Raw genomic sequence first — 18,955 nt, 5'->3', positions numbered from 1 at the left:
ATAACGAGAAATAAAAATGATTTCAACTTATTCTTCCTACATTATAATACAAAAAAACAAAAAATTCTGCACAAACTTGCGAAAGCGGTTACAATGAAAGAAGGAATTTTATGAAAAGTAAAGAAATATTACTGATAGTGGCTTAATTTTATATTAGGCAACTGTAGGAAGCTTACCGTGTTATTTCCTAACTAGAGATAACATTCAATGTTCGAGGGCAGAAAGGAGCTGGTGGGTTTGAAAAAGATTCTAATCGCTAATAGGGGAGAAATAGCACTTCGGATCATTAAAACGTGTCAACGTTTAAATATCGAGACTGTAGCCGTATATTCTGAAGCGGATAAAGAGCTGCCATATGTAAAAGAAGCAACAGTCGCTTATTGTATTGGGGAGCCTCCTGTTCAAAAATCTTATTTGAATGCTGATTTCATATTAGAGATTGCAGAGCAAGAACAGGTAGATGCGATCCATCCGGGCTATGGTTTCCTTTCTGAGAATGCAGTATTTGCGAGAAAAGTTGAAGAAAAGGGTATTCGATTTATTGGACCTACAGCAAAAACAATTTCTTTAATGGGTGATAAGATTGCATCTCGTCAAACAATGAAGAATTCAGGAGTACCTGTGGTACCGGGGAGTGCAGATGGACTTTCTGATATCGAAGAAGTTTGTTCATTTGCTTCAGAAATAGGCTATCCTGTCATGCTGAAGGCAAGTGGTGGCGGTGGTGGTATTGGCATGCAAAAGTGTGATGACGAAGTAGCATTAAGAAATGCATACCAAACGACGAAGACAAGAGCAAAAGCGTACTTTGGTAATGACGAGGTTTTCCTTGAAAAGTTCATCACAAATGCAAGACATATTGAAGTGCAAGTATTCGGTGACACTCACGGAAACATCGTGCATTTATTTGAACGTGATTGTTCTGTTCAACGCCGTAATCAAAAGGTTATTGAAGAGTCACCAAGTCCATTCTTATCAGAACAAAAGAGAGTGGAAATTTGTGAAGCTGCTCTAAAGGCTGCAAGGTCGGTTGATTATGTAAATGCAGGAACAATTGAATTTGTTGTCGATGAAAACGAAAACTTTTACTTCTTAGAAATGAATACTAGATTACAGGTGGAACATCCTGTAACAGAAATGGTAACAGGACTGGACTTAGTAGAGTGGCAGATTTTAGTGGCCTTTGGAGAAAAACTTCCGAAAAACCAAGACGAAATTACGTCAAATGGTCATTCTATCGAATTTAGACTATATGCTGAAAATCCTACTACATTTATGCCTTCACCTGGGAAGATTGAACAATTTTCTTACGAGATGAGTGAAGGAGTTAGAATCGATTATGGGTATGAGAGTGGTTCAACCGTTACTCCGTTTTATGATCCGATGATAGCAAAGGTAATTGTCTATGGTGAGAATCGTCTCCAAGCAATAGAGAAGGCAAAAGCATTTTTTAATAAACTCACGATTAATGGAATTAAACATAATGGTACTCTATTCGAAGAAATTTTATCAGAGGAATCCTACCAAATAGGAAACTATACTACATCATATTTAACAAAGATTAAAGCATAATTGGGGGAAATGAAAATGAAAGAAATTACATCAAGTATGGCAGGAACAGTATTTAACGTTATAACAGAGGTTGGACAAAGTGTGACTGCTGGTCAAACGCTATTAGTTTTAGAATCAATGAAAATGGAAATTCCAGTTGAAAGTACAGAAGCTGGTGAAGTAGTAGAAATTAAAGTAAACATAGGTGATTTTGTAAATGAAGGTGACATTTTAGTAGTGTTGAAATAAATTAATGCGAGGTGAACAATGTGCTAAAGACTGAACAACTTGAGCAGCAATTAAATGAGAAAAGATCAGTAATCTCTTCTGGAGGAGCACCTAAATATCACGAGAAGCTAAAGGAACAAAATAAGTTGTTTGTTCGTGATCGTTTACGTTTATTATTTGACAATGGTGAATACACAGAAGATGGCATGTTTGCAAATAACAGCGCAAAAGACCTTCCGGCAGATGGCGTTGTCACGGCAATCGGAAAGATTAAAGGTAGAACCGTTTGTGTAATGGCAAATGACTCAACAATTAAGGCAGGTTCTTGGGGTGCAAGAACAGTTGAGAAAATTATCCGAATCCAAGAAACCGCTGAAAAGCTAAAAGTTCCTATGTTGTATTTAGTTGATTCAGCAGGAGCTCGTATTACAGACCAACTTGATATGTTCCCGAACCGAAGAGGAGCAGGGAAAATCTTTTATAACCAAGTCAAGTTTTCTGGTATGATTCCACAAATTTGTTTGCTATTTGGACCATCCGCTGCAGGTGGAGCATACATACCGGCCTTTTGTGATATTGTCGTAATGGTTGATAAAAATGCATCTATGTATTTAGGTTCACCACGTATGGCAGAAAAGGTAATTGGTGAAAAAGTAACACTAGAGGAGATGGGTGGAGCACGCATGCACTGTTCGGTTAGTGGATGTGGTGATATCTTAGCTCAAGATGAGGAAGAGGCAATCGCTATTGCGCGTACGTACCTAGATTACTTCCCAAGTAATTATACAGAAAAAGCTCCTCTCTCCGATGGATTTAAACCAAAGCAAGGACGTTCCTTGACAGAGATTGTTCCAGAGAACCAAAATGCTCCTTTTGATATGTACGAGGCAATCGATTCACTAATCGATGAAGGTAGCTTTTTTGAAATTAAAAAACTATTTGCTCCTGAGATTATTACAGGATTAGCTAGATTAGATGGTCGTCCAGTTGGAATTATCGCAAATCAACCAAAGGTAAAAGGTGGGGTTCTCTTCGTAGATTCTGCTGATAAAGCTGCAAAGTTTATCACGCTTTGTGATGCATTTCATATTCCGTTATTATTTTTAGCTGACGTACCAGGATTCATGATTGGTACGAAGGTTGAGAGAGCAGGGATTATTAGACATGGTGCGAAGTTAATCGCAGCGATGAGTTCAGCAACTGTGCCGAAAATTTCTGTAATTGTTCGTAAGGCATATGGAGCGGGTCTTTATGCAATGGCTGGTCCAGCATTTGAACCAGATTGCTGTATTGCACTTCCAACTGCTCAAATTGCTGTTATGGGACCAGAGGCTGCAGTGAATGCAGTTTATTCGAACAAAATTAACGAAATAGAAGATCCAAAAGAACGAATACAATTTGTTCAGAAAATGCAACAAGAATACAAAGAGCATATTGATATTTATAAGTTAGCATCAGAAATGATTATCGATGACATTGTCGCAGCTTCTGAGCTAAGAGATGTTCTAGTTAATAGATTTGCATTGTACGAAACAAAAGAAATGCCATTTGGAGAACGTAAACATCCTGTATATCCAGTATAATGTCGAAAAACCCTATGAGCCTCTGTTCATAGGGTTTTCATTTTCCCTAGAATACTTCAAAGGATTGAAATTAACTCGTGATTGAATAAAAATTATGAAAACTAACGAAATAATTAAACAGTTTAGGCTGATTTTTTGATAAACTATAAGTATTATAGGTCTAAAGGAGTTATTACCATGGATGTTGGTATTGTTGGTGGTGGGGCAATTGGCCTCCTTTTCGGAGCTTATATCGCTGAAGAAAATCACCAAGTAACTGTATATACAAGGACAGAACAACAGGCTACCCTTTTAAATGAAAAAGGGATTATGAAACTTGTGGACGACCAAAGTTCTAATCATGCTGTACAAGCATCCTGTATCTCTCACGGGATAACAAGCCATGACCTCGTGATTGTCGCTGTTAAGCAATATCACATTCAACAAATACAAGATTCACTGAGAAATATACATTCTAGCATTCCTATTTTATTTATACAAAACGGAATGAGTCATATTGATTTTGTGGATAGCTTGCCACATCTAGCTTTATTAGTTGGTGTCGTAGAACATGGTGCGCTAAAAGAGAACGGTAATACTGTTTTACATACCGGAGTAGGAATCACGAAGATCAGTACATATAAAGGGAATGAAGAATTGCTGAGGTCAATCGTGCCTTCAATTTCTTCTGAAAGATTTCCGATTATAGAAATAAATGATTGGTACGAAATGTTGATTGGAAAAATAGTGGTTAATGCAATGATTAATCCATTAACTGCTTTATTCAGAGTTGAAAATGGTCAACTCCTAAGTAATCCTTACTTTCATCAGTTATTTAAAAATCTGTTTGAAGAAATTACTTTATTACTTAATCCTAGCGATCCGGTTTTATGGTGGAATACAGTCGTTTCGGTATGCGAGAAAACAGCTCATAATCGCTCATCAATGTTACGAGATATTGAGCAAAACAACAAAACCGAAATTGAGAGTATATTAGGCTATATACAAACACATCTAAAGAAAAACAACCATTCAACTCCTATTATTGATTTTTTGTATAACGGAATTAAAGGGTTAGAAAAATAAAGGAGAGAGTGCGATGGCTTCCTTATTCTCTGGGGTACTAGCAACAATTATTACGATACCTCTTTTAGGTTTTTTATTATTTTTTATTGCTTTGCGTTCACTAGTGGAAAAGAAAAGAAGAGCATTTCAATACTCAGTTGATATGACAACCTTCTTTTTAATTTTCTCTGTCAACTATTTAGGACAGGTGATTTTTAACGTTTCCTTTGTATCGTATATATTAATTTTTATTTTGCTTATTGCAATCATTTTCTTATTTTTACAATGGAAAGTTAATGAAGAAGTAAATTTCTCAAAGGTTGTTAAAGGTGTATGGAGATGTAACTTCTTATTTTTTCTAGTATTTCATCTAGGGTTAACGATATATGGGTTATCAATTAGGATTTGGGAACTATAGCTCAAGCAATAATTTTTCTTTTTTCTCTTCCAGGTGCTATACTCTAGGGAGAAATTTAGGGTCCTAGAAAGGAAGGTCTTTCATGGAGATACGTGAGCATAATGTGCCCGCAGCAAATCAATTCATTTCAGATTACTTAAATAAAAGCATGCAATTAACAAAATACTTTCATTATTCTCCTTTTGAACAGAGTGCATTTGTGGAGAGGGCAAAAGAACTCGAACACTACTCATTCCCGCGAAAAGAAGTGATGGAGTATTTATTTCGTTATAATTCAGCGCTCGGAGCAGATGAATCTACACTTCAAAATATTAAGATGCTAGAAGATCCGAACGCTATGGTTGTAGTTGGGGGACAACAAGCTGGGATTCTAACGGGACCTGTATATACCATTAATAAATTGATAACTATACTTCATCAAGCACGTCAGTTACAGGAAAAAGTAAATAGACCTGTTCTACCAATTTTCTGGATTGCTGGAGAGGATCACGACTTTGAAGAAGTGAACCACATCTTTACTGAGAAAAATGAGACGATAAAAAAAGTACCATTACCTCAAAAATGGAGAACGAAAAAATCTCTTAGTGACGGTGAAATCGATAAAGATGCTTGTCTCCAATGGGTGGATGAAGTGTTTTTCTATTTTGGTGAAACAAATCTAAGTAAAGACATTATCCAAAAAGTAAAAACGTGCGTACACGAATCAAATACATATGTAGATTTTTTTGCTAGACTTGTTTTTCTTTTATTCAAGGATACAGGATTAATTTTAATGGATTCTGCGAGTAAAGAGTTACGTCAAATTGAAATTCCTTACTTTGATAGTATAGTGAAAAATAATGCCCAAATTGATCAGGCCCTACATAAGCAGCAACATAAAAAAAGTGCAGAAGGTTATTCAAACTTAATTGAAACAGAGAGTAATACTGCCCATCTCTTTTATCATGTGAATGGTGATCGTGTACTATTGGAGTACAAGCTAGAAGATGGCATTCCATATTTCGAAGGAAAGGCAAGAGAATGTCGCTTTTCGGAAGTTGAACTCATCGAGAAAATAGAAACAGAGCCACATTTATTTAGTAACAATGTCGTAACGAGGCCATTAATGCAGGAATTTTTACTTCCTACACTTTCGTTTGTAGCAGGGCCAGGAGAGATTTCGTATTGGGCAGAGTTAAAAGAGGTATTTGAAGCTGTTGATCGCAAGATGCCTCCAGTTTTTCCAAGGTTAATGTCTACAATCATTACGAGGCCAGTACAAAGGGAAATCGAAGAATTAAACTTACAGACGGATGATGTCCTGCAAAAAGGTGTAAATCATAATAAACAACAATTCCTTCGAGAGATTATGGACCATGAAGCGAATGACGAAATTACTTTAATGAAGGAAGTTCTTCGCGGGTCTTATGAGAAGCTTGAGGTAAAGGCAACTTCAATTCATGATAGTTTAAAACAAATCGTTAGAAAGAACGAAGAGCTTATTCATCGTCAGCTTGATTTTCTAGAACAGGAGTTTCATAAACAATCTGAAAGAAAACATGAAATCACCTTAAAAAAATACAATCGTATTCAAAATTTGGTTAAACCAAATGATTACCCACAGGAAAGAATGTTAAACATTTTTTATTTTCTCAACATATATGGTTTTGACCTCATTCCACTTATGTTGGAACGAACATCATCATCTGAATTCACTCATAAGGTTATATATATTTAAACAATTTGAAACTCTTCGCCAAAAGGTGAAGAGTTTTTTTTTATCAGAATTTTATTCTACTATTCCGAACACATAAAAGAGGAAAAGCCAATACTAGCTCCAAGGACTCGGTGCTAGCCAAGTTTTTTAACATATTTTTTCAAGAAAAAGTAAATGCCCTCTTGCAGGAATTGTGATTATGAGAGAGAATAGTACATGTAAGTGGTGAAAAGTGGTGAAAAGTGGTGGCTTTGGGGTAGAAAGTGGGTGACAAGGGCATGTTTATGGGCGAGTACCATCATAATATTGATACAAAAGGTCGTATAATTGTACCGTCCAAATTTAGAGATGACCTTGGAACAACATTTATCGTAACGAGAGGGTTAGATAAATGTTTATTTGGCTACCCATTAGAAGAGTGGAAAATCCTTGAGGAAAAACTTAAGGCTCTACCACTAACGAAAAAAGATGCTCGATCCTTTACCCGATTCTTCTTTGCTGGAGCTATTGAATGTGAAGTAGACAAGCAGGGGAGAATAAATATATCCGCACCACTATTGCAATATGCTGGACTAGAAAAAGAATGTGTCGTAATCGGTGTTTCAAACCGTATCGAGATCTGGAGTAAAGACAGCTGGGAAGGCTTCTTCTCTGACTCAGAAGAGTCTTTTGCAGAGATTGCGGAGAATTTAGAAGGATTTGATATTTAATTCTTGTGAGGTGCTCCGATGTTTAAACATAAAACGGTATTACTAAATGAAGCTGTAGAAGGACTTAACATAAAACCAGACGGATACTATGTTGACTGTACACTAGGTGGCGCAGGGCACAGCTATGAAATTGTATCTAGACTTACGAAAGGCGGAAAGCTTTTCGCATTTGATCAAGATAGCTTAGCGATTGAAACAGCGAAAGAAAAATTAAAAAGCTATCAGGATCAAGTGGTATTAATTAAAAGTAATTTTAGATACTTAAAGGAACGTCTTGCAGAACTGGATATACATAAGGTTGATGGGATTTTATTTGACTTAGGTGTATCTTCACCCCAACTTGACATTCCAGAGCGTGGATTTAGCTACCACAACGATGCTCCGCTTGATATGAGAATGGACCAGCAATCAAGTCTCTCGGCTTATGATGTTGTGAACAATTGGCCATATGAAAAGCTTGTACGAATTTTTTTCCATTATGGAGAAGAGAAGTTTTCAAAACAGATTGCAAGAAAAATTGAAGCGTACCGCGAGAAAAAAGCAATTGAAACAACTGGGGAGCTTGTAGAAATTATTAAGGAAGGTATTCCGGCACCTGCAAGAAGAACTGGAGGACATCCTGCAAAGCGAGTATTCCAAGCGATTCGAATTGCCGTAAACGACGAATTACAAGTATTTGAAGATGCGTTGTTAGATGCTATTGATTTAATTCCTGTTGGAGGAAGAATCAGTGTTATCACCTTCCATTCACTAGAAGACCGCATTTGTAAAACGATATTTAAAGAGCAATCAACAGGTCCAAACTTACCACATGGATTACCTGTGATTCCGGAAGAATACAAACCTGCTCTTAAATTAGTAAATAGAAAACCAATCATTCCTTCTGAAGAAGAGTTAGAAGAAAATAATCGTGCACGTTCAGCTAAACTCAGAATCGCTGAGAAAGTAAAATAAACAAAGGAGGCATGGAGTTTGAGTAATTTAGCTTATCAAATTCAGCAAAGACGTAAAATCGAACTAGAGCAAGAAAAACAGATTCAAAGTGTAACTAAGAAAAAACTACAGATTACATTTGGTGAGAAAATTCTATACCTTCTATTCTCATTAATGGTTGTAATTGGTGGTATCGTGATGGTATCAAATAGTGCTAAAATATACTCTGTGAACAAAGACATCAGTGGACTAGAAGCATCAATTTCAACACAAGCGAAGGTAAATGCCGATCTAAATCATCAGATTATGGAGCTTAGTACATACGAACGTATCTGGGCAAAGGCTCATGAACTTGGGTTAATGTTAAACGAAAACAATGTGAAAGTAGTCCAAGACTAATACAAAGTGTGAGCGTGGTAATAATGAAAACGAAAAGCACGAACATAAACAAAGGAGCAGCAGCATTTACAATTCTATTTGCCGGGCTCTTTTTTCTTTTTATGGCTAGGTTTCTATATATACAAGTAACAGGTACAGTCGAAGGAAAAGAACTTCCTGTCATGGCAGAGGAGAAGTATTCAAGAACCCAAACGGTCGACGCTGACCGAGGAAATATTCTTGATCGAAATGGAATTCCAATTGCGAAGGATACTCCAGCCTATACAATTGAAGCAATCCTAAGTCCGAAGGCATCAAAGGATAGCCCAAAGGACAAGCCACGTCATGTTGTTGACCCTGAACAGACAGCAGAAAAGCTTGCGCCAATTTTGGGGATGGAGTATGAAGACTTATATCAATTATTTGTAAAAAGAATTGAAGAAGATAGATACCAAATTGAATTGGGTTCAAAAGGTCGAGGGTTAAGTTATCAAAAAATGCAAGAAATAAGTGAACTTAAATTACCTGGCATAACGTTTAAAGAAGAAACGATTCGCTATTATCCAAACGGAATGTTCGCCACACATGTCATCGGTTTTGCTAGAAAAGGCGAAGATGGCAAAGTGAAGGGATTGCAAGGTTTAGAGAAAACACTTGATAAATACTTAGTTGAAGAAAATGGACAAATCACTAAAAAGAGTGACCGTAATGGAATTTCATTGCTATTCCAAGAGGATGAAGTAATACAACCTAAAAATGGTGCGAATGTTTACTTAACGATAGATCAAAAGATTCAAGCATTTTTAGAAGATTCAATGTCTAAAGTAATGAAAGAATATGAGCCTGAGAACATTGTTGGAATAGTTGCTGACCCTAAGACAGGTGCAATTCTAGCGATGAGCTCAAGACCGACCTATAATCCCAATGATATTCCTTCTGGGGCATATATGCTAAATGATGCGATTGGATTGCAATATGAACCAGGCTCGACGATGAAAATCTTCACACTTGCAACAGCAATAGAAGAAGGAGTTTTCAATCCAAATGAAACGTATAAATCAGGTTCATATCGAGTTCTAGATCGAACGATTAGAGATCATTTCCGAGGTGGATGGGGAACGATTTCTTACTTAGAAGGTTTTCAACGTTCATCAAACGTTGCAATGGCAAAGCTTGTTATGGAAAAAATGAATGGTGATGACCGTCTATTAAACTATTTACAAGCATTTGGATTTGGCCAACCTACAGAAATTGATTTAACTGGTGAAGCTAGTGGCCATATTTTATATAATTGGCCGATTGAGAAGGTAACAACTTCATTTGGTCAAGGTTCTACGGTTACACCAATCCAACAAATTCAAGCAGCTACTGCCATTGCAAATGGTGGCAAAATGATGAAACCATTTATTGTAGATAAAATTGAAGATCCAACAACTAAAGAACTTATAGAAAATCGAAAGCCGACTGTTGTAGGTACTCCGATATCAGAACAAACTGCTAAACAAGTAATGGATATACTTGAAACGGTAGTTTCTTCAGAGAAAGGAACAGGAAAGCCTTACCGTATTGAAGGTTATAAAATCGCAGGAAAAACTGGTACTGCTCAAATTCCTGACGGTAAGGGTGGCTGGTTAAATGGTCATGGGGAAAACGTATTTTCTTTTTTAGGAATGGCGCCTAAAGACAATCCTGAGCTAATCGTCTATATTTCTGTTACAAGACCTAAACTTACTTTACATGAATCCGGCTCCCAACCAGTCTCTGCAATCTTTAACAGTGTAGTTAAAAACAGCTTACAATATTTAAACATTAAACCAACCATTTCTGATGAAGAAGTAAAGCAGGTGCAAAAGAAGAAACAAGTAGGGTTTAAACTTGATTCCTATGAAGGTAGGAATGTTGCCACTGTCACAGAAGAGTTAACTCAGAAAGGTGCGAACGTCATTGTGATCGGCGATGGGACAAAGATCGTTGACCAAGCCCCATATGCGAATGCTCAAGTGTTATCAGGAGAGCGAGTATTGCTTCGAACAGACGGAAAACATGCCATGCCTGATATAACGACATGGTCATTGCGCGATGTAATGAAGTTAAGTGACTTGTTTGGGTTAAACGTCAATACCGTTGGACATGGTTATGTTAAGAAACAAAATATCGCAGCGAATTCATCATTGAAAGATGGTGATCAGCTAGTCATAGAACTTGCTGTTCCAAATTCTCCAGAAGAAGAGATAGTGGAACAAGCTGATAGTGATAGTAATACGGAAGAGCCTCTTGATTAAGGGGCTCTTTTTACGTTTAAAATACAAGTTCGTGCACAAATCAAAAAAGTAGAATACTAATCTTCATTCCACAAAAAATAAGCCTATGTACTGACTCCGTAAATCTAATTCAAAATCATTTTCAACCTGTCCATGTCCTGTTCTATTCCACTAGGTACAAGCATATGATGAAACGAGCCTAGAATGATTGTACAAATAGAATGAAAATAACTATTTTGTACTTCTCTATAAAGGGAGGATCTTGGAATATGCGTGTTTCGAACGTGACAGTAAGAAGGAGATTAGTCATTGTATTAACGGTGGGAGTACTTCTTTTTACAGTAATTGATATTCGGTTAGGGTTTGTTCAGTTTTGGTTAGGAGACTGGCTAACAGATAAAGCAAAAAACTCGTGGAGTCGTGATATCCCTTTTGAACCAGAGCGGGGTGAAATATTAGATCGTAATGGAGTGCCATTAGCGACTAATATAAGTGCGCCAACTGTATTTGTTATGCCTAGACAAGTTAAGGATCCAAAGTCGACTGCGCAAAAGTTGGCTGCGACCTTAAACATGTCAGAGGATAAAGCGTATCAATACTTAACACAAAATAGTTTCTTAGTAAGAGTGAATGAGGGACGGAAGATTACTCATGAAAAAGCGAGAGAGATTCAAGCACTTGGGATAAATGGGGTTTATATTGCAGAAGACTCCAAGCGTCATTATCCGAATGGAAGTTATTTATCTCATGTGCTTGGATTTGCAGGGATTGATAATCAAGGATTAATGGGGCTTGAGGCTTATTATGATGATCAACTAAGTGGAGAAAAAGGTAGTGTTCAGCCCTACTTAACAGCAAAGGGTCAACCAATGCCGAATTTATCAGCAGACTATGAGCCTCCTAAAGATGGCTTAGATCTTAAATTGACAGTAGATTCAAAGGTCCAAACGATTATAAACCGAGAATTAGATATTGCAGAAGCGAAATACAATCCAGATGGTATGATTGCAATAGCTATGAATCCGAAGACAGGTGAAATTTTGGGAATGGATAGTCGCCCAAATTTTGATCCAGCTAATTTCAGAGAAGTTCCACAAGAAATATATAACCGAAACCTGCCTGTGTGGAGTACGTACGAGCCGGGGTCAACATTTAAGATTATCACTCTCGCTGCAGCACTTGAAGAAGGTGAGGTAGACTTAGAGAAAGATGAATTTAATGATAGTGGTTCTGTCAAGGTAGGTGGGGCAACCATTCACTGCTGGAAACGTGGTGGACATGGCCATCAATCATTTTTAGAAGTTGTCCAAAATTCATGTAACCCAGGGTTTGTAGAGTTAGGTGACAGACTAGGAAAAGAACGACTTTTTAAATACATTAAAGATTTCGGTTTTGGCCAAAAAACAGGAATTGACCTTCAAGGTGAAGGTAGAGGAATTCTATTCAATATAGATCGAGTTGGACCAGTTGAACAAGCAACAACAGCGTTTGGTCAAGGGGTATCAGTGACTCCAATTCAGCAGGTTACAGCTGTATCCGCAGCAATAAACGGAGGGTATTTATATACCCCTTATATTGCAAAGGAATTTATTGACCCAGAGACAGGAAAAGTTGTGAAAGAAAATAAACCTCAATTAAAAAAACGTGTAATTTCAGAAGAAACATCTAAGAAAGTTAGACATGCTCTTGAAAGCGTTGTTGCACAAGGATCCGGTGGCGGTGCATTTATTGAGGGATATCGAGTTGGGGGGAAAACAGGTACAGCGCAAAAAGTTAAAGATGGAAGATATATGGAAAATAACCATATCGTATCTTTTATCGGTTTTGCTCCAGCAGATGATCCTGAAATTGTTATTTACGTAGCCGTTGATAATCCGAAAGGAACCGTTCAGTTTGGTGGAGTTGTTGCTGCGCCTATTGTAGGGAACATTATGGAAGATAGTTTGCGCGCTTTAGAGGTAAAGCCAAGAAAAGGTCAAATTGAAAAGAAATATAAATACCCAGACCCAATTTTAGTTGAAGTACCAAATGTACTTGGGATGACAAAAAATGAATTAAGACAACAACTATATAATTTAAAACTTGATATTACAGGTGAGGGAGATACGGTTATACAACAAGCTCCAAGAGCAGGGGTCAAGATAGAAGAAGGATCAGTTATACGTGTGTACCTTGGAGATTCAGCCGAAAATAAAGACAAAGTTGCCGAGGAGTAAAATCCTTGGTTTTTTTTATGTGAAACATCATGTAATATATATTAGGATGGACTATTTTTCTCAAGGAGGATTTCTTATGCAACTCGATATATTACTAAAAAATATAATTACATACAACAATGATCTTATAGAAAATCCCCACATCACTTCTATTGAAATGGATTCTAGGGAAGTAAAACAAGGAAGCTTGTTTATATGTATAAAAGGATATACCGTAGATGGACATAACTATGTATCGCAAGCTTTACAAAACGGGGCAGTTGCTATACTTGCAGAGGTTCCAGTTGAAGCATCTGTTCCTGTCGCTTACGTAAATGATACGAAACGTGCAATGGCGATTCTAGCAGATGCATTTTATGGGCAACCCACACATAAAATGCAGTTAATAGGAATTACTGGTACAAACGGAAAAACATCAACTACACATATGATCGAGAAGATCATGAATGCTGCAGGAAAGAAGACAGGTTTAATCGGAACGATACATACAAAAATTGGTGAACAAACGTTTGAAGTGAAAAATACGACACCAGAATCACTAACTTTGCAAAAGACTTTTTCAAACATGCTTGATCATCAAGTTGAGACAGCGATTATGGAAGTATCATCACATGCCCTTGATTTAGGTAGAGTTCACGGATGCGATTATGATATAGCTGTATTTACGAACCTTACACAAGACCACTTAGACTATCATGGCACAATGAAAGAATATCAAAGAGCGAAAGGATTATTATTTGCTCAATTAGGAAACACGTTTAATGTGAAGAAACCTAAATTTGCTATATTAAATCATGATGACGCTGCATCAGATGAATATAAAAGAAGTACTGCTGCTCACGTCATTTCATACGGAATAAAAAATGTTAGTGATGTTATGGCATCATGTATTAAAATGACGAATAACGGAACTTCCTTTAAGCTTTCAATTTTCAAGAAGGAATATGACGCGCAAATCCAATTGTTAGGTTTATTTAACGTCTATAATATGCTTGCAGCTATCGCTACTTGTATTGCGGCTAAAGTTCCAGTTGAAGTGATTCTAGATACACTAAATGAAATTGAAGGTGTCCAAGGAAGATTCGAGCTTGTGCAAGCAGGTCAAGAGTTTCCGGTGATTGTCGATTATGCCCATACACCAGATAGCCTTGAAAATGCGATAAAAACATTAAAGGAATTTGCAAAGGGAGCAGTTATTGTAATCGCTGGTTGCGGTGGTGACCGTGACAAAACGAAAAGACCAATAATGGCAAATATTGCAGCTACGTTAGCAGATAAGGCTATTTTCACTTCAGATAATCCGCGTTCTGAAGATCCTGTTCAAATATTAAAAGATATGGAGGCAGGCGTCAGCGGAAAAGAATATACGTCAATTGTTGATCGCGCGGAAGCGATCCAATATGCAATAAGCGTAGCACATCAAGATGATATCGTATTAATCGCTGGAAAAGGTCATGAAACATACCAAATTATCGGAAATCAAGTCTTTGACTTTGATGATCGAGAAGTTGCGAAAAGGGCAATAAAGGAGAGATTGACAGAATGTTAACACTAAAAGATGTAAGACACATCTTTGAGGAGCAGCGGGGGATTGCATTAGAGAGTATTAGCTTCAGTACAGTAACAACAAACCCTAATGCTGCCTTACCAAAAAGCCTATTTATCCCAATGTCCTTCGATCATGAAAAAAATGTTAAGGATTTGGGATTAGCTCTTAATAATGGATCAGTAGGAACGCTTTGGAAAAAAAACGACCCAGTACCTGGCTATTTACCTACTCATTTTCCAGTGTTTTTTGTAGAGTCGTATGGTGATGCTCTAACGAAGGTCGTAAATTATTATATTGAAACGTATTCTATGAAAGGGAACGAAACTGTGCATACGAAATTCTTATTACCCATAACATGTATACATAGTGAATTTTATAGTAAGGAGATAGAGGATACATTGTATAATCTTTCTACTATCATGAAAAAAGAGATTCCAAATCTCTTGATAGAAGAGAAAGGAGGGGAAGAGCAATGTTAGAACAAGTGATTTTGTATACGATTATATTAGGATTTTTAATATCAGTTGTTCTTTCACCTTTCTTTATTCCTTTTTTACGTCGATTAAAGTTTGGTCAAAGCATTCGAGAAGAAGGACCCAAATCTCACCAAAAGAAGACTGGTACCCCAACTATGGGCGGGATTATGATTTTACTTTCTATTACCGTGACTACACTTGTCATCATAAATAAATTTTCAGATGTTTCTGTAGAGGTATTCTTATTGTTGTTTGTAACACTTGGTTATGGACTTTTAGGATTCTTAGATGACTTTATAAAAGTAGTAATGAAGAGAAACTTGGGTTTAACCTCAAAACAAAAGCTAATCGGTCAAATTATTATTGCGGTTGTATTCTTTATCATTTTTATCCAGCATGACTTTTCAACAGTAGTTCGAGTACCCGGTACTGAATTGTCCTTTGATTTAGGGTGGTTTTATTTTGTATTCTTATTATTCATGCTTGTAGGTGGTTCAAATGCCGTTAATTTAACAGATGGATTAGATGGTTTGTTAGCAGGGTCATCGGCCATTTCTTTTGGTGCATTTGCTGTCCTTGCTTGGAATCAATCTCAATATGATGTTGCCATTTTCTCAGTAGCCGTGGTAGGTGCAGTATTAGGATTTTTAGTCTTTAATGCACATCCTGCTAAAGTATTTATGGGAGATACGGGTTCATTAGCACTTGGTGGAGCAATTGCAGCCATTGCCATCATGCTGAAGTTAGAAATATTACTTGTGATCATTGGTGGTATTTTTGTTTTAGAAACGTTATCTGTTATTATTCAAGTTATCTCTTTTAAAACGACCGGTAAGAGAGTCTTTAAAATGAGCCCACTGCACCACCATTATGAATTAGTTGGATGGTCGGAATGGCGAGTTGTTGTAACGTTCTGGACAGTAGGATTGCTGTTTGCTGTTATTGGAATCTATATTGAGGTGTGGATGTAATTGAAAACGATAAATAACTATAAAAATAAAAAAGTTTTAGTATTAGGCTTAGCTAAGAGCGGATTTGCTGCGGCTAAGCTTCTTCACGGGCTCGGGGCAAATGTAATTGTGAATGACATGAAGCCTTTAGAGGAAAATGAAACTGCCCAAATGCTTGTTGAATTAGGAATTAATGTTGTTTGTGGCTCTCATCCATTAGCACTCGTAGACGAATCACTTTTTGCCATTATAAAAAATCCGGGTATCCCTTATACAAACCCTCTATTACAAAAGGCAAGTACACTTCATATTCCAATTCTTACAGAAGTTGAATTAGCTTATCAAATATCAGAAGCGCCTTTTATTGGTATTACAGGATCGAATGGTAAAACTACAACAACAACATTGATTTATGAGATGTTGAAGGTAGGAAAGAAAAATCCGTTAATTGCTGGTAACATCGGTACTGTTGCATGTGAGGTAGCCCAAGAAGCGAAAAATGACAATTATATTGTTACGGAGTTGTCGTCTTTTCAATTAATGGGTATTGAAGAATTTAAGCCAGCTATTTCAGTATTCCTTAACCTATTCGAAGCGCACCTTGATTATCATGGAACAAAAGAAGAATATGGTAAAGCAAAGGCTAATATTTTCAAAGCACAAACAGAAGATGAATTTGCTGTTGCCAATCTAGATGATCAAGAAGTTTCTCAATTTGTAGAACACAGCAATGCAACTAAGGTGTATTTTTCAACAAAGCAGACCATTCCAAATGGCGCGTGTATTGTAGATAATGTACTACAGTTTAAAGGTGAAGGGATTATTAACATCAAAGACATCGCCTTACCTGGAGAGCACAATCTAGGAAATATTCTTGCAGCAGTATCAGTATCAAAGCTAATTGGTGTTGATAATCATTCAATCATTCATGTTTTACGTACATTTACAGGTGTAAAACATCGCTTACAATATATTGGTACAAAAAACGAGAGGGATTTTTATAACGATTCCAAAGCGACAAATATATTGGCTACCTCAGCAGCATTGTCAGCATTTACAAAGCCAATTGTTTTATTAGCCGGTGGTTTAGACAGAGGCAATGATTTTGATGATCTCCTGCCTTACATGAATAATGTGAAAGCTCTTGTTACTTTTGGGCAAACAGCCGAAAAATTAATTAACATTGCGCAAAAAGCAGGAATTAAAACGATTGAACATGTCGATAATGTGGAAAAAGCGGTACCTGTCGCCTATAATCTTTCAAACCCAAATGATGTGATTCTTCTATCACCTGCGTGTGCTAGTTGGGACCAATATAAAACATTTGAAGTAAGAGGAGACATTTTTACGGAGGCCGTGCATAAACTGAAATAAGGGCTTGGACGTTTTCTTTAGAAAAGTGGCTTGAAACTTCTAAAGCAATTGAATTTGCCCTTAATTCAAAAGTTGAGGTGTATCCCATTGCCGACGAAGAAATCTACTCCTGATTTTTTATTAGTATTCATCACACTTATGCTGCTAGCGGTGGGGATGATCATGGTTTACAGTGCAAGTGCTGCTTGGGCTACGTATAAATTTGAGGATTCATTCTTCTTTGCAAAAAGACAGCTTCTTTTTGCTGGTTTAGGTGTAATAGCAATGTTTTTTATTATGAATATTGACTATTGGACGTGGAGAACGTGGTCTAAAGTTGTCTTAATCATTTGTTTTATTTTGTTAGTACTCGTACTAATTCCAGGTGTTGGATTAGTTCGTGGTGGAGCGAGAAGTTGGATTGGAGTAGGTGCTTTTTCCATTCAACCTTCAGAATTTATGAAAATAGCCATGATTGCCTTTCTAGCAAAATATTTGTCTGAGAATCAAAAGAAAATAACTTCATTGAAAAAAGGTCTTATTCCGTCTTTATCATTAGTGTTTTTTGCTTTTGGGATGATTATGCTTCAACCTGACCTTGGAACTGGAACGGTTATGGTCGGAACTTGTATGGTCATGATTTTTGTTGCTGGAGGAAGAATACTACACTTTGTTGGATTAGGTTTAATAGGGGTATTAGGGTTTGTTGCCCTAATCGCTTCAGCACCTTACCGAATAAAGCGGATCACCTCTTTCTTAGATCCATGGGAAGACCCGTTAGGAAGTGGATTTCAAATTATCCAATCTCTCTATGCAATTGGTCCTGGGGGACTTCTAGGACTTGGTCTTGGGAAAAGCCGTCAAAAGTTTTTCTACTTACCAGAACCACAAACAGATTTTATTTTTGCCATCTTGGCAGAAGAGTTAGGTTTTATCGGCGGCTCATTAGTCATCTTATTATTTGCCCTCCTTTTATGGAGAGGTGTTCGAATTGCACTAGGTGCCCCAGATTTATTTGGTAGTTTCTTAGCGATTGGAATTATATCTATGATTGCCATCCAAGTTGTTATTAATATCGGTGTTGTTATAGGATTAATGCCTGTAACAGGGATTACGCTACCATTCTTAAGCTATGGAGGCTCATCTTTAACACTCATGCTCATGGCGGTTGGAGTATTGCTGAATATAAGCAGATACGCTAGATATTAAATAATGGTTTTTTTCTAAAAGATTGTTGTTTTCACTCTGAACCCTGACCATTCCTTTCCGCTGCAGGCAACTTGCTTTTTGCGGAGTGGGATGCGAGCCGCCTCGGCGTTATATGCCTATGGGGTCTCGCACTTCCGTTTACTTCCCACAGGAGTCAGGAGCTTTCCGCTTGTTTTAAAGCAACAATCCCAACGAAAACATCCTAAATAATAGAAAACCCTGTTAATCAGCAGGGTTTTCTATTATTTCTGTAGATTCTCCGGGACCTTTAGTTTTTACTTCAATTCACTAGATACATTATGATAAAGTGATATAGAAAGTATTTCCCTATACTACAAATCATGCTTATAAATAGACGTAAATAAAATGTACATTCGCCCAAACGATTGCATACTATAGG

Annotated in this window: 16 protein-coding genes; all 16 read left to right on the top strand. The window is 37.0% G+C overall.

The genetic code is table 11. The features are described from left to right. Positions 1 to 237: 237 nt before the first annotated feature. The gene (locus tag JR050_RS12895) at positions 238 to 1,572 is read left to right on the top strand and encodes an acetyl-CoA carboxylase biotin carboxylase subunit (RefSeq protein ID WP_204203893.1); all 1,335 of its coding nucleotides are present in this window, start codon (positions 238 to 240) and stop codon (positions 1,570 to 1,572) included. Positions 1,573 to 1,587: 15 nt separating this feature from the next. After that, on the top strand, positions 1,588 to 1,800 hold the full coding sequence (locus tag JR050_RS12890) for an acyl-CoA carboxylase biotin carboxyl carrier protein subunit (RefSeq protein WP_204203892.1): 213 nt from the start codon (positions 1,588 to 1,590) through the stop codon (positions 1,798 to 1,800). A 20-nt stretch (positions 1,801 to 1,820) separates the two neighbouring features. After that, the gene (locus JR050_RS12885) at positions 1,821 to 3,362 is read left to right on the top strand and encodes an acyl-CoA carboxylase subunit beta (RefSeq protein WP_204203891.1); all 1,542 of its coding nucleotides are present in this window, start codon (positions 1,821 to 1,823) and stop codon (positions 3,360 to 3,362) included. Between the two features lie 177 nt (positions 3,363 to 3,539). Then, the gene (locus JR050_RS12880) at positions 3,540 to 4,427 is read left to right on the top strand and encodes a 2-dehydropantoate 2-reductase (RefSeq protein WP_204203890.1); all 888 of its coding nucleotides are present in this window, start codon (positions 3,540 to 3,542) and stop codon (positions 4,425 to 4,427) included. Between the two features lie 13 nt (positions 4,428 to 4,440). Then, a complete protein-coding gene (locus JR050_RS12875) occupies positions 4,441 to 4,824 on the top strand; it encodes a DUF3397 domain-containing protein (RefSeq protein ID WP_204203889.1) in 384 nt (127 codons plus the stop codon). An 82-nt stretch (positions 4,825 to 4,906) separates the two neighbouring features. Then, on the top strand, positions 4,907 to 6,541 hold the full coding sequence (bshC, locus tag JR050_RS12870) for a bacillithiol biosynthesis cysteine-adding enzyme BshC (RefSeq protein WP_204203888.1): 1,635 nt from the start codon (positions 4,907 to 4,909) through the stop codon (positions 6,539 to 6,541). A 257-nt stretch (positions 6,542 to 6,798) separates the two neighbouring features. Then, positions 6,799 to 7,230: a division/cell wall cluster transcriptional repressor MraZ gene (gene mraZ / locus JR050_RS12865; protein ID WP_204203887.1), complete on the top strand. Its 432-nt coding sequence runs from the start codon at positions 6,799 to 6,801 to the stop codon at positions 7,228 to 7,230. A gap of 18 nt (positions 7,231 to 7,248) precedes the next feature. Then, positions 7,249 to 8,184 carry a 16S rRNA (cytosine(1402)-N(4))-methyltransferase RsmH gene (gene rsmH, locus JR050_RS12860; protein ID WP_204203886.1) on the top strand — a complete coding sequence of 312 codons (936 nt, stop codon included), beginning with the start codon at positions 7,249 to 7,251 and terminating at the stop codon, positions 8,182 to 8,184. Positions 8,185 to 8,202: 18 nt separating this feature from the next. Further along, positions 8,203 to 8,562, top strand: a complete 360-nt coding sequence (gene ftsL / locus JR050_RS12855) for a cell division protein FtsL (protein WP_204203885.1) — start codon at positions 8,203 to 8,205, stop codon at positions 8,560 to 8,562. A gap of 23 nt (positions 8,563 to 8,585) precedes the next feature. After that, positions 8,586 to 10,823, top strand: coding sequence for a penicillin-binding protein (locus tag JR050_RS12850; RefSeq protein WP_204203884.1), 2,238 nt, complete (start codon positions 8,586 to 8,588; stop codon positions 10,821 to 10,823). Positions 10,824 to 11,071: 248 nt separating this feature from the next. Further along, positions 11,072 to 13,018, top strand: coding sequence for a stage V sporulation protein D (locus tag JR050_RS12845; RefSeq protein WP_204203883.1), 1,947 nt, complete (start codon positions 11,072 to 11,074; stop codon positions 13,016 to 13,018). Between the two features lie 76 nt (positions 13,019 to 13,094). Next, positions 13,095 to 14,567, top strand: a complete 1,473-nt coding sequence (locus JR050_RS12840; protein WP_204203882.1) for a UDP-N-acetylmuramoyl-L-alanyl-D-glutamate--2,6-diaminopimelate ligase — start codon at positions 13,095 to 13,097, stop codon at positions 14,565 to 14,567. Then, positions 14,561 to 15,046 carry a hypothetical protein gene (locus JR050_RS12835; protein ID WP_204203881.1) on the top strand — a complete coding sequence of 162 codons (486 nt, stop codon included), beginning with the start codon at positions 14,561 to 14,563 and terminating at the stop codon, positions 15,044 to 15,046. The genes JR050_RS12840 and JR050_RS12835 overlap by 7 nt, the downstream gene beginning before the upstream one ends. Then, complete coding sequence (gene mraY, locus JR050_RS12830) at positions 15,040 to 16,014, top strand: phospho-N-acetylmuramoyl-pentapeptide-transferase (RefSeq protein ID WP_204203880.1); 975 nt, start codon at positions 15,040 to 15,042, stop codon at positions 16,012 to 16,014. Before JR050_RS12835 ends, mraY begins: the two co-directional genes overlap by 7 nt. Beyond that, positions 16,015 to 17,367, top strand: a complete 1,353-nt coding sequence (gene murD / locus JR050_RS12825; RefSeq protein WP_204203879.1) for a UDP-N-acetylmuramoyl-L-alanine--D-glutamate ligase — start codon at positions 16,015 to 16,017, stop codon at positions 17,365 to 17,367. Between the two features lie 87 nt (positions 17,368 to 17,454). Further along, entirely contained in the window at positions 17,455 to 18,555 is a 1,101-nt protein-coding gene (gene spoVE, locus JR050_RS12820) for a stage V sporulation protein E (protein WP_204203878.1), read from the top strand. The last annotated feature ends 400 nt before the right edge of the window (positions 18,556 to 18,955 follow it).

This window comes from Bacillus suaedaesalsae (assembly GCF_016890225.1).
In the GTDB taxonomy this organism is placed as follows: domain Bacteria; phylum Bacillota; class Bacilli; order Bacillales; family SA4; genus Bacillus_BS; species Bacillus_BS suaedaesalsae.
The sequence above is the reverse complement of the archived record's forward strand: the minus strand, read 5'-3'. Positions and strand labels throughout refer to the sequence as shown.

Excerpts from the sequence above, each read along its gene's own strand:
- JR050_RS12890 (WP_204203892.1), top strand. The coding sequence starts at position 1,588 with ATGAAAGAAATTACATCAAGTATGGCAGGAACAGTATTTAACGTTATA.
- JR050_RS12880 (WP_204203890.1), top strand. The coding sequence starts at position 3,540 with ATGGATGTTGGTATTGTTGGTGGTGGGGCAATTGGCCTCCTTTTCGGA.
- JR050_RS12875 (WP_204203889.1), top strand. The coding sequence starts at position 4,441 with ATGGCTTCCTTATTCTCTGGGGTACTAGCAACAATTATTACGATACCT.
- bshC (WP_204203888.1), top strand. The coding sequence starts at position 4,907 with ATGGAGATACGTGAGCATAATGTGCCCGCAGCAAATCAATTCATTTCA.
- mraZ (WP_204203887.1), top strand. The coding sequence starts at position 6,799 with ATGTTTATGGGCGAGTACCATCATAATATTGATACAAAAGGTCGTATA.
- rsmH (WP_204203886.1), top strand. The coding sequence starts at position 7,249 with ATGTTTAAACATAAAACGGTATTACTAAATGAAGCTGTAGAAGGACTT.
- JR050_RS12850 (WP_204203884.1), top strand. The coding sequence starts at position 8,586 with ATGAAAACGAAAAGCACGAACATAAACAAAGGAGCAGCAGCATTTACA.
- JR050_RS12845 (WP_204203883.1), top strand. The coding sequence starts at position 11,072 with ATGCGTGTTTCGAACGTGACAGTAAGAAGGAGATTAGTCATTGTATTA.
- JR050_RS12840 (WP_204203882.1), top strand. The coding sequence starts at position 13,095 with ATGCAACTCGATATATTACTAAAAAATATAATTACATACAACAATGAT.
- JR050_RS12835 (WP_204203881.1), top strand. The coding sequence starts at position 14,561 with ATGTTAACACTAAAAGATGTAAGACACATCTTTGAGGAGCAGCGGGGG.
- mraY (WP_204203880.1), top strand. The coding sequence starts at position 15,040 with ATGTTAGAACAAGTGATTTTGTATACGATTATATTAGGATTTTTAATA.